Source organism: Cupriavidus lacunae, assembly GCF_003353055.1.
Lineage (GTDB): Bacteria > Pseudomonadota > Gammaproteobacteria > Burkholderiales > Burkholderiaceae > Cupriavidus > Cupriavidus lacunae.
The window spans coordinates 1-12,130 of the sequence record NZ_QKWJ01000080.1 but is presented as its reverse complement, the minus strand read 5'-3'; the positions used below and the strand labels follow the sequence as shown (position 1 = coordinate 12,130).

The following is a 12,130-nucleotide window of genomic DNA, read 5'->3' as shown; positions in this document are numbered from 1 at the left end:
CATCCGGCACCCGGCGACTCCATACTCATACAGGAAGTGACATGAAAGACATCGATCTGCGCGGTCTTGTTCCGGCTCCCGTTACCCCCTTTACGCGCGACGGCGCGGTTGACCATGCCGCGATTCAGCGCCTGGGTTCGTGGCTTGGCAAGTTTGATGGCGTCAAGGGCTTGGTCGTTCTCGGCCACGCGGGCGAAGGCACGTTCCTATCGCAAGACGAACAAATTGCCGTGATCGAAAGCTTCGTGAAGTCGGTCGATGGCAAGCTACCTGTTATTGCGGGCATCACGCTGGAAGGCACCGAGGTTGCTGCGGCCGAAGCCAAGCGCGCTGTCAAGTCTGGCGCCTCGGCCGGCCTCGTCTATCCGTCGCACGGCTGGCTGCGCTTCGGCTACCAGAAGGGCGCGCCGCAAGACCGCTATCGCGCCATCTACGAGGAAAGCGGCCTGCCGCTGATCCTGTTCCAGTACCCGGATGCCACCAAGGCTACCTACAACCTGGAAACACAGCTCGAGATCGCCGCGCAGCCGGGCGTATTCGCGATGAAAAATGGCGTGCGCAATATGCGCCGCTGGGACACCGAGATCCCCGTCATCCGCAAGGAGAACCCAGAGCTCCAGATCCTCACCTGCCACGACGAGTACCTGTTGCACACGATGTTCGACGTGGACGGCGCTCTGGTGGGCTACGGCAATATCGCGCCCGAGTTGCTGATCGAACTGATCAAGGCTGGCAAGGCAAAGGACTATCCGCGCGCCCGCGCCCTGCACGACCAGCTCCTGCCCGTGACCAAGAACGTGTACCACCGTGGCTCGCATATGGAAGGCACCGTGGCGCTCAAGCACGCCCTGGTGGCACGCGGCATCCTGGAACACGCCACCGTGCGCTCCCCGCTGCTGCCGCTGGAGCCCGGCGCCGAGATCGACATTGCCAACGCCATGCGCGCTGCCGGGCTCGTTGGCTAAACGGTGGCGGGCGCAGCCACAAGGCTGTGCCTGCCAGCCGGGTCGAGCCACGCTATTGGTTTCTCCCGTTATGCCGCAGCCGGCAGGCACAACGGGAGCAATACAAGGCTTCACGCTGACCCGCTTCCGGGCTGCCCCCCTGTCGCGGGCTGCAGCTCCGGTTGCAAGAATGGCCATGACGAAGTAGAAGCCGACAACATAAGAAAAAGATGGCCGGTGCTCACACACCATGAGCCATTCAACTTGGAGACAGCATGGACACCACTACGGTTGCACCCATGTACAACAGTGGCAGGAGCGATGCGGCAAGCAGCGCGCCATTTGATCCGCGGCGGCGGGCAGCGCAACTTCTCTTTCGCATCGAGAACGTTCCCTTTAGCAGATGGCACACCAAGGCCCGCATTGTCATGGGCAGTGCCACACTGTTCGACGCATTCGACGCGCTCTCACTGGCGTTTGTCATGCCGGTTCTGGTTGGGCTCTGGCACCTGTCGCCCGGCGAGATCGGGGTCCTGATCGCTGCCGGATACCTTGGGCAGGTCATCGGTGCACTATGCTTCGGTTGGCTGGCCGAGCGCCTGGGCCGGGTGCCGAGTGCCTCCGTGACCGTGGGCCTGATGTCGGTCATGAGTGTGGCGTGTGCCTTTGCCGGCAACTTCCACCTGCTGTTCCTGTGCCGCTTCATCCAGGGCATTGGCGTCGGCGGCGAGGTACCGGTTGCGGCAACCTATATCAATGAACTGTCGCAAGCCCATGGCCGTGGCCGCTTTTTCCTGCTCTATGAACTGATCTTTCCCGTTGGCCTGATGCTCGCGGCCCAGGTCGGTGCCTTCCTGGTTCCGCGCTTTGGCTGGGAGTATATGTTCCTGGTTGGCGGGATACCCGGCTTGGTCGTGGCACTGCTGATCATGCGGCTGCCGGAATCACCGCGATGGCTGATCGGCAAAGGCCGGTTCGACGACGCAGAGCGCGTGATCGGCGAAATCGAGGCTAGCACCCCCAGGCGAAACCTTGATCCGCAGCACAACGCCGCAGAGACGGACCGGCGTATCTCAGAACTGTACGAAGGCCTCCACTCGCAGAAAAAGGGCAACTGGAAGGAGCTGTTCTCGCCGTTCTATCGTGGTCGTACAGTGGTGGTATGGCTGCTGTGGGCGAGCTCCTATTTCGTTGCGAATGGCATCAACAACTGGTTGCCGAGCCTTTACAAGACGGTCTATCACCTGCCACTGCAGGAGTCGCTGCACATGGCCTCGCTCTCCAACGTGCTCAGCACCTGTGCCGTTCTTGTCTGTGCGCTGTCGGTAGACCGCGTGGGTCGTCGTCGCTGGGCCATGGGGTGTTTCGTGGTCAGCGGCATACTGCTCGCCGTCCTGGGAGCTCTTGGCGCAGCCAGCCCCTGGTCGGTCATGCTGCTGGCTTCCTCAGCTTATGCCGTGATGGGTTCGGCGACGGTGCTGCTGTATCTGTACACGCCGGAAATCTATCCCACACGTATCCGTGCGATTGGAACCGGCCTAGCAACCTCATGGCTGCGAGCTGCCTCCGCCACGGCACCGGCCGTTGTCGGCATGGTGCTAACGGGGCAAGGTATTGCCACCGTCTTCCTGATGTTTGCGGGCGCCTGCGTGGTCGGTCTTGTCGCGGCCAGCCGAATGACCGAGACCACCAACCGCCCGCTGGAAGAGATTTCACCCTGACTGACTGACGTGCCAACGCAGCGGCGCAGACCGCTGCCGTCAAACGCTTCACGGCGATCGTCGGACTCAACTTTCCTTGCAGCCGGGCACTCGAAGCGTATCGAGCGCCCGGCGCTGGGAGGAGACCGCTCGCCTGCCTTTCACAGGTTTGTAACGACTCGACATAACAAGGAGACATCCATGAGGAGTTGCGGGAAATGGTGCGCGGGTCTTTTGTGTGCCGCGCCGCTGTTCACTTCGGCACAATCGGTGACGCTTTACGGCCTCGTCGACACAGGAGTCGAGTATGTGAACAATATTGGTGCCAGCAAGGACAGTGTCGTGCGGATGCCGAACCTGACTGCCACGGTGCCTTCGCGCTGGGGGATGCGCGGGACGGAAGACCTTGGGGGAGGCCTGAAATCTGTATTCGTCCTGGAATCGGGCTTTGCCGCTGACTCCGGATCGTCAAACCAGGGAGGACGCTTGTTCGGCCGTCAGGCCTTTGTCGGGCTGAGCAATCAGTGGGGACAACTCTCCTTCGGCCGTCAGTGGACGATGACCTTCTGGTCGACGCTGGACTCTGACGTACTGGGGCCCAACATCTACGGCGCCAACTCGTTGGACAGCTATCGGCCCAATGCCCGCGCCGACAACGCCATCGCCTACAAGGGCACATTCGGCGGATTGACTGTCGGCGCGACATACAGCCTTGGGCGCGACACAGTCAATGCTGGCCAGAACCCCGCGGGAACCAACTGCGCCGGAGAGAATCCCGCCGACAGCAAGGCCTGCCGGGAATGGTCAGCGATGCTGCGGTATGACGCGAGCTGGTGGGGCCTGGCGACTGCATATGATTCCTTGCGCGGGGGCACGGGCGCCGCAGGGGGACTGGTGAACAGCGGCATCAAGGACGACCGCCTGCACTTTGGCGGCTACATGGTCCTGTCCAAGGCGAAGGTCGGTATCGGTGGCACCTTCCGGAACAATGAGGGCAGCATCACGTCCCATAGCCAGCTCTATTATGCGGGCCTGGCCTACGACATCACGCCCGCATTCAATCTTGCAGGGCAGATCTACTACCTTGGATTCAACCATAGTGCCAACAAAGCATGGCTCGCGGCTCTGCGAGGTACCTACGCCTTCTCCAAGCGGACCTCCGCCTATCTCACGACTGGCTTCATTGATAACCGGGGCCAACTGGCCATGTCGGTCAGTAGTGGTAGCGCCGTCGGAACCAGTGCGCCGGCACCGGGCGGCAACCAGTTTGGTGCGATGCTTGGCATCAAGCATATCTTCTGAGTCGGCGCTATACCTGTTTATCGCCGGCTCAGGCGAAGGCAGCAAAGGCAGAATCCATTCCTTGGCCGCTCGCCAATCGAGGCAGAGCGGCAAGCATGCAAAGTCAATATCGGGAGACGACAATGAGAGGTATCTTGAGAGCGTTGCTGGCCGCAAGCTTTGGTCTTGTCGCCACGCTGGCTTTTGGCCAGACTTACCCCAACAAGCCCGTCAGAATCGTTGTACCGTATCCCGCAGGTGGAACAGTGGACGCTGTCACACGGGTTGTTGCGCAACGCCTGAGCGAAAACCTCGGCCAGCAATTCATTGTCGATAACCGACCTGGAGCCAGTGGAACGCTGGGCAGCAAGTTGGTAGCGACCTCGGCGCCGGACGGATACACCCTACTTGTGCAGGCATCGACCTTCGTGGCCACGCCGATGCTGATGAGTTCAAAAACCTATGACATAGAGAAGGACTTCACGGCAATTACGCAACTTGGTAGCGTCCCGATGCTAGTGACAGCGCATCCGGGGGTTCCTGCCAGGGATCTGAAAGAGTTCATGGCTGCCATCCGGAAGGAGCCCGGAAAGTACACTTTTGGAACCTCGGCAGTGGGCTCGGCAAGCCACCTTGCCGAAGAAGCGATCAAGCACGAAAGCAAGCTCCAGTTTGAGATCATTCCTTACAAGGGTACCGCTCCGGCGTTGACGGAAGTGATGGGGGGGCACATCAATGCCATGGTGGATGCCCTGCCATCGACGTTGCCCCATGTAAAGAGCGGAAAGCTGAAGCCGCTCGCCGTCACCAGTGCGAAGCGCATTGCCGTGTTGCCGGACGTTCCGACAGTTGCGGAGTCGGGACTGACCGGCTTCGAGATGGTTTCCTGGTACGGCTTGTGGGGACCGGCGAGAATGCCCGCTGAATTGACTCAACGCATTCGGAATGAAGTCGCAAAGGCATTGGCTTCGGAAAAAACGGTCAAGGTATTGGGCGAGTATGGATTCAGCGCCACGGCGTCCCAGCCGGCGGACTTCACCACATACATCAGGCAGGAGAAGGCCAGATTCAGCACCCTGATCAGGGAAGCAAATATCAAGCTCGACTGAGCGGCACTCGGACAGCTACGATGAGCGCTTATACCGCACGCGACCGGGCCAGCGCGGTGAAACACATTTGTGGTCGCGCTGCGGGAATGGTTGAGTTTGACTACGAGACCGCTTGGCAGGACGCGATTGACCTGGAGCACCTCGGCCGGCAACACAGTGTCGACGTCCAGTATCGCGCCGTCGAGCATGTCTCGGTTGCATCCCCGGAAGCACTGGTGCGTGGCCTGGGCATGGAGAAACCCCCATTCAGGCAGCGCTACCTCTACTGCAGGTTCGACATGGCCGCGCTGTCTGAGGATACGCTGCGCAAACTGGAAGAGCCTGCCATCGAACATGGCGACTACCTCATGTCCGGCCACCTCTTTAAGGAGGCAACACTGACTTGGGCGTGAGCGGATGGATTCACACGCTGGACTGGGGCCGCCGGAGGAATCCCACTTCGGGCAGGATCATTTGACTGCAACGCCACTGTCATTGGACATTGAGCCCCTCGTTAGCGGATGACCGAGTCACGGGTCGGGCAGCGACCATGTGAGGACATGCAGACTTGGTCTCCCTTCGTAAGAAAAGAGATTGTCATGGAAGCACTGCACTCCCCTCCCGGCAATACCTCGCGATCAGCGAGGGCGTCTGCACGGTTCACGGCGATAGATGAAAGAAGGAACGTTCACAAATCGCACGCTCGTAGCGCGACTACCTCAACAGTACTGATTGTGCGACTAACCTGCATTCCAAGGCTATCGTCGTAACGCTCCCGGGCCGGCTTCCACCAAGAGCTCCGCCGTCAGTTGTAACCCAGAATCGCCACGGTTGCGACGTCCGGCCGATTCCCGGAATTTTCCATGAGGGCCATTGTCGGTCTCTTCGGAAGCCTGCTGCTCAGCGATGCGTAGGCCGCGTCCGTGCATGCCTTTTCTTCTCCCGGCGCCTGCGGCGCTACTTCAACGTGGCCTGAATACTGGGGTGTGGGTAAAGACGTCATCGTCATTCCTGAAGTCGCTCTTGAGAGCGGAAGTAGTTCAGTGCCCGCTTCGTACCTGCTGAAAAAACCTGGATGGGACGCTACGCGCGTTCCCAAGCGCGCGCACGGGGAGCCGAGGCACCCATCCTCCGTTGAGCCGTCCAGAACAGCACCCGGAGTGCAAAGCCATCTTCGCCTTCGACATGTCGAAGCATGTCAAAGGGCGGATCCATACTGACGCCAAGCACCGACGCACAAGCGTATCCAACCACGCGCTCACGCGCTGCTTTGGACCGAAGCCGTTCGTTGAGCAAGCCATACAGGACATCCCGGTAGCCGGAGTTGCCACGATTGACACGGATTGCGGTCCTGGCCTCCAGTTCGAGGCCGTGGGAGCAGCAGTTCACCTCCTGCAGCAAATCGAGGAGTGCTTCCTTCCGGGATCGAGACGTCGAAACCATGACCCAACCTACTGAACCAACAATCGAATGTCCATGGTAGAACCCGCCATGAGGATCGGATATGTAGGTTGCGTAGGAAATCCACACGTGCACCCGCCACGTTCCATATAAAAGTGCTTTACGCACCTCCCCCATTCTTGGTGAACGGTAGCTCCAATTCATGGGCAGGCATCAGAGCCGCTTAGTGATCATCGCATTGGAAAAGGGCACTGCAAATTCCTATGTAACGTAGATATTCCAGCGCGCCATTGGCTCATATGCTTCGACTGTGCCTGGACAACGAGCGAAAGCCTCCGTTCCCCGGCTAAAGGAAACTCTTCAGCGTCGGAGCGCGTATGTCAGACCAACATGTATCTCATCTCGTTGCAATTGTCGGCGCAGCAAACGTGCTGCTTGGGGACGACACACTGGCCTATGTGACGGACTATCGCGGCGTCTTCCGCGGACAAGCGCTGGCTGTCGTACGCCCAGGCTGCACTGAGGAGGTCAGTGCTGTCATGACGTACTGCTACGAGAACGGGATTCCCGTTGTTCCGCAGGGGGGCAACACATCGCTGCTGGGCGGCAGCGTACCGGATACAAGTGGCAAGGCAGTCGTGTTGGCTCTGACCCGCCTAAACCATATCCGGCATATCGACGAGCTCAATGCCACCATGGTCGTGGAAGCCGGCGTCACCCTTATCGCCGCGCGAACGACCGCTGAAGAGGCCGGAACGCTGTTCCCGCTCCGGATAGGCTCCGAAGGCAGTTGCCAGATCGGCGGAAATCTCTCGACGAATGCAGGTGGCACCGCGGTACTGCGATATGGAAACATGCGCGATCTGGTTTTGGGCCTAGAAGTGGTTCTGCCCAATGGCAAGGTATGGAACGGTCTCAGAGCCCTGCGCAAGGACAACGCGGGATATGACCTAAAGCATTTGTTCATCGGCTCCGAAGGCACCCTCGGCATCATTACTGCGGCTGTCCTTAAGCTTTTCCCCCGCCCCCGCGCGGTCTGCGTGGCGCTGCTTGGGGTGGAAACCGCTGACGCCGCCCTTCAGACGTTCGGCTTGCTACGGCAGCGGCTGGGAACCGATGTGACAGCGTTCGAACTGATTTCCGAGGATGCCATGACCTTGGTGCTATCGCATCTCGGCCGTCAGCACTCTCCCCTGATGACCTTACATCCATGGCATGTCCTTGTCGAGATGTCATCGACCGCCACCCAGGAAGATGCCGATGCGATCTTCGTGACAACGCTCAGCGAAGCTGCCGAAAGAGGTCTGATCTCGGATGCCGCCATTGCAGCGAATGAAAAGCAGGTAGCAGATTTCTGGCTCATTCGCGAAGAAATCTCGGATGCCCAGACAAGAACGCGCGGCAGCGTGCGGTGCGACGTTTCTGTGCCGCTCTCAAGCATTCCTGCCTTCATTCGTGAGACTTCCGCGAAGGTTCTGGCGGCAGCCCCAGAGACGCGTATGGTCGTCTACGGGCACGTGGGAGATGGCAACGTCCATTTCAACCCGCTCCGTCCGGGCAACATGACGCCCGAGTCGTACCTGAACCGGCATGGCGACAGCATTACCCGGATCGTCGACCAGGCGGCAATGGATCTCCAGGGCTCGATTTCGGCCGAGCACGGCGTCGGTACGGCCAAGCGCGACGAACTGCTGAACGTGCGCAGTCAGGTCGAGCTTGAAATTGGCTGGCGCGTCAAGCAGGCGCTGGACCCGCTCAATCTGCTCAATCCCGGCAAGGTTCTTCCTGAGCTTCCTTCCGCCGCCTGAAATCAGGCACCCACGGAGCTTCGCATGATCGATACACCCTCCTTGGTCGAACAGGACAAACTGCACTGGGTTCATCCCGTGGTTTCCCTACGCCAGCATGAATCAAAAGGCGCACGCATCTGGGCGAGCGCTGAGGGCATCCATCTTATCGACACGGATGGCCGCCGCGTCCAGGATTCGTTTTCGGGGCTATGGTGTGTGAATGCTGGCTACGGCCAGCAATCCCTCATCGACGCTGCCACACGACAACTGCAGAAGTTGTCCTATGGGACGGGCTACTTCCACTTCGCAAACGAACCGGCGGTGCGACTGGCATCGCGTCTCGCAGAGCTCGCTCCCGAGGGCTTGACCCGCGTGCTTTTCGGCCAGGGCGGCTCGGATGCGATCGATACCGCCGTTCGTGTCGTGCGCTATTACTTCAACGCTACGGGCCAACCTGAAAAAAAGCACTTCATTGGCTTACAACGCGGGTACCACGGTTCGTCGAGCACCGGCAGCGGGCTCACCGCCCTTCCGGCGTTTCATCGCCACTTTGACGTGCCGGGCCCGCAGCAGCATCACATTCCCTCGCCGTATCCGTACCGGCACCCTGATGGCCCGGACCAAAATGCGGTGCTGGAAAGCACTGTCCATGCGCTTGAAGCGAAGGTGGGAGAAATCGGTGCCCACCGCGTAGCCGCCTTCATTTGCGAGCCAATCCAGGGCTCCGGCGGCGTTATCGTGCCACCGGCCGGTTTCCTGCGTGCCATGCGTGAGGCTTGTGACCGTTTCGGAATCCTTCTGATCGTCGACGAAGTCATTACCGGCTTTGGCCGTACCGGACCATTGTTTGCCTGCGAAAGCGAAGGCGTCAGTCCGGACGTGATGACCGTGGCCAAAGGCCTCACCTCGGGCTACATACCGATGAGCGCGACCCTGATCAGTGAAAAGATCTACCAAGCGATTGCAGACGCCGGCGACGACGGCGCTGTATTTGGCCATGGCCAGACTTATGCTGGCCACCCGGTAAGCGCGGCGGTCGCAAATGCGGCGCTTGATCTGTATCTCGATGGAGGACTCCTCGAGAACGGAGCATCGGTCGGACAGTACTTCCTTGAGCAACTCGGAACGCTCGAGGAGCTTCCGTATGTCGGGGAAGTTCGTGGTCGAGGCCTCCTTGCCGCCGTTGAACTCGTCGATGACAAAGAAAGCAAGCGAAAGCCACGAAAGAGCAAACGACTTGGTGAGCGTGTCCTGGAGCACGCGCTGGAAGAGGGGCTCGTGTTCCGCGCCTTCTCCGACGACATTCTCGGCTTCGCGCCGGCTCTGAACTACACCAGAGCCGATGTGGATTCGTTAATTCAAATTCTGCGATTTTCCCTCGACAAAGCAGTCGCAGAGACATTTTAAAAGGAGCGATGATGAAACTGACAGACTTCAAAGTATTGACCTTCGACTGCTACGGCACCCTCATCGATTGGGAAACCGGCATCTACAACGCCCTGCAGCCACTGATCGAAAAGGCCGGATACGCCGGGAAAAGGCGTGACGAGATTCTCGAAATCTATGCTAGGCATGAGGCTGACCAAGAAGTCCTGACGCCGAGCCTCGCCTATTCTGTGCTGCTGAGCGTCGTCTACCGCCGGCTCGCCAATGAGTGGAACGTCGGCGTAACCGATGAGGAAGCCAACACGTTCGGTGCCTCCGTGCCCGACTGGCCCGCTTTCCCCGATACGGTCGAAGCGCTGCGCTATCTCAAGCAACACTACAAGCTGGTCATCCTGTCGAACATTGATCGCCTTTCGTTCCGCGGCAGCAATGCCCGTCTCGGCGTGGAATTCGACGCGATTTACACCGCGCAGGACGTCGGAGCCTACAAGCCGAGCCCCCGCAACTTCGAATATATGCTGGGACGCCTGAAGCAAGACTTCGGCCTGGAGAAGGACGATATTCTGCACACCGCCCAGAGCCTGTTCCATGATCACGCCCCGGCAAACGGCTTCGGTCTCGCCTCGGCATGGATCGACCGCCGGCACGCGGACAAGGGTTGGGGCGCCACCATGCCTCCCCCGGGAACGCCCAAGTATGACTTCCGCTTCGAGAGCATGATTGCGCTGGCCCGGGCGCACCAAGAAGAATTGAAGACCTGAGCCACCCCACTGAATCCCGCCGCATAGGCGGCGGGGTCTTGGCACCCATCTCCCATTGATACTCCCGCCGGCGCTGCATGCAAAGCGCCCACGCGCTCACGCGGCGCGCATGTTTGTCACCCGGCCGTTTCGCAGGAAACTAGACATGAATCTCCTGAAGGATACAAACCTGCTGCGCCAGCATGCCTATATCGACGGCCACTGGCAAGCTGCCCGCTCCGGCAAGACGCTGGATGTGGTCAACCCGGCAACCGGTGCCACGCTGGGTAGCATTCCCGACTGCAATGCGGACGACACCCGGGCGGCGATCGAGGCGGCGAACCGCGCCTTGCCGGAATGGAGCGCGATGACGACGCACCAGCGCGCCGCGCTGCTGCGCAAGTGGCATGACCTCATGCTGGCTCACGCCGATGACCTGGCGATGCTGATGACCCTGGAGCAAGGCAAGCCATTGGCCGAAGCGCGCGGGGAAGTCCTCTACGGCGCCTCGTTCGTGCAGTGGTTCGCCGAGGAAGGCATCCGCGCCTACGGCGAGACCATCCCGGCCACGCAGGCGAACCGCCGGATCATTGTCCGCAAGGCGCCTGTCGGCGTATGCGCGGCGATTACGCCCTGGAATTTCCCCAACGCGATGATTACCCGGAAGCTGGCTCCCGCCCTCGCAGCAGGCTGCACAGTCGTGGTTAAACCTTCGGAACTCACTCCTTATTCAGCACTCGCGCTTGCCGAACTCGCAGAGCGGGCGGGAATCCCCGCCGGGGTTCTCAATATCGTAACTGGCCTTCCCAAAGCGATCGGCGGCGAACTCACATCGAATCCCATTGTCCGCAAGCTGACTTTCACCGGATCCACCCCGGTGGGCAAGCTCTTGCTGCGCCAATGCGCCGACACGGTAAAGCGGGTCAGTATGGAACTCGGCGGGAATGCTCCCGTCGTCGTGTTCGACGACGCCGACCTGGAGCAGGCGGTATCCGGCGTGATGGCTAGCAAATTCCGGAACAGCGGGCAAACCTGCGTCTGCGCGAACCGCATTTACGTTCAGTCCGGCATTTACGAACGCTTTACCGAGCGCCTGGCTCAAGAAGTCCGGAAGCTGCGTGTTGGCGCTGGTACAGAAGAGGAAGTAACTATTGGCCCCTTGATTAACGAATCGGCGGTGAAAAAGGTCGTCACCCACGTGGAGGACGCGCTGAGGCAAGGTGCTAGAGTTGCTGTGGGCGGCGAGTTCTCCGAGCGAGGCTCTCAGTTCTTTATGCCGACTGTCCTGACCGATGCCCGCGACGGGATGCTGGTGGCCAGCGAGGAAACATTCGGACCCGTGGCCGCCTTGTTCCGCTTCGAGACCGAAGACGAAGTCATTCGGCGCGCCAACGATACCCCTTACGGCCTCGCCGCTTATCTGTTCTCGCGCGATGTGAACCGCGTGTTCCGGGTGGCTGAAGCATTGGAATACGGCATGGTGGGCCTGAACACCGGTGTTATCTCGTCCGCGGTTGCGCCGTTCGGGGGTGTCAAGGAATCCGGGCTCGGCCGCGAGGGCTCGCACCACGGCATTGAGGAGTTCCTTGAGGTGCAGACTCTACACCTCGATCTGGCGTAACGGAGCCCCGCCAAAGAATATGCCGGCCCGATGGCCGGCTTTTTTCTGTATGCGATGTTACTCAGCAGTCGGAAATATAGGCGACAGATGGAGCGTCGAAGAATGAACGGACAAGACGCGGCTTATTCTGGACGTCGGCGAGTTGCTCCTCGATCCGCTCGCGTAGCCTCTCGCCCTTT

9 protein-coding genes and 1 pseudogene are annotated in these 12,130 nt (G+C 60.1%); 9 read left to right on the top strand and 1 reads right to left on the bottom strand.

Features of this window, described 5'->3' with window-relative positions:
- Positions 1-41 precede the first annotated feature (41 nt).
- The 9 genes from DN412_RS34680 to DN412_RS34640 all read left to right on the top strand — a co-directional run bounded on the left by DN412_RS34680 (position 42) and on the right by DN412_RS34640 (position 11,951).
- Complete coding sequence (locus DN412_RS34680) at positions 42-965, top strand: dihydrodipicolinate synthase family protein (RefSeq protein WP_115215701.1); 924 nt, start codon at positions 42-44, stop codon at positions 963-965.
- Between the two features lie 254 nt (positions 966-1,219).
- Positions 1,220-2,665: an MFS transporter gene (locus tag DN412_RS34675; RefSeq protein ID WP_115215700.1), complete on the top strand. Its 1,446-nt coding sequence runs from the start codon at positions 1,220-1,222 to the stop codon at positions 2,663-2,665.
- Between the two features lie 180 nt (positions 2,666-2,845).
- Positions 2,846-3,946 (top strand): porin, encoded by a 1,101-nt coding sequence (locus DN412_RS34670; RefSeq protein WP_115215699.1) that lies wholly within the window; start codon positions 2,846-2,848, stop codon positions 3,944-3,946.
- A gap of 134 nt (positions 3,947-4,080) precedes the next feature.
- Positions 4,081-5,034, top strand: coding sequence for a Bug family tripartite tricarboxylate transporter substrate binding protein (locus tag DN412_RS34665; RefSeq protein WP_244222922.1), 954 nt, complete (start codon positions 4,081-4,083; stop codon positions 5,032-5,034).
- A gap of 20 nt (positions 5,035-5,054) precedes the next feature.
- Positions 5,055-5,426, top strand: a complete 372-nt coding sequence (locus DN412_RS34660) for a PHA-granule associated protein 4 (protein ID WP_115215698.1) — start codon at positions 5,055-5,057, stop codon at positions 5,424-5,426.
- Positions 5,427-6,791: 1,365 nt separating this feature from the next.
- Entirely contained in the window at positions 6,792-8,222 is a 1,431-nt protein-coding gene (locus tag DN412_RS34655) for an FAD-binding oxidoreductase (RefSeq protein WP_115215697.1), read from the top strand.
- Positions 8,223-8,249: 27 nt separating this feature from the next.
- Positions 8,250-9,611, top strand: a complete 1,362-nt coding sequence (locus DN412_RS34650; protein ID WP_115215716.1) for an aminotransferase class III-fold pyridoxal phosphate-dependent enzyme — start codon at positions 8,250-8,252, stop codon at positions 9,609-9,611.
- A gap of 11 nt (positions 9,612-9,622) precedes the next feature.
- A complete protein-coding gene (locus DN412_RS34645; RefSeq protein ID WP_115215696.1) occupies positions 9,623-10,351 on the top strand; it encodes a haloacid dehalogenase type II in 729 nt (242 codons plus the stop codon).
- A gap of 145 nt (positions 10,352-10,496) precedes the next feature.
- Entirely contained in the window at positions 10,497-11,951 is a 1,455-nt protein-coding gene (locus DN412_RS34640; protein WP_115215695.1) for an NAD-dependent succinate-semialdehyde dehydrogenase, read from the top strand.
- Positions 11,952-12,012: 61 nt separating this feature from the next.
- On the opposite strand, the pseudogene DN412_RS44190 reads toward DN412_RS34640, so the two are convergent.
- Positions 12,013-12,130, bottom strand: a pseudogene (locus DN412_RS44190) (IS630 family transposase); the annotation flags it as partial.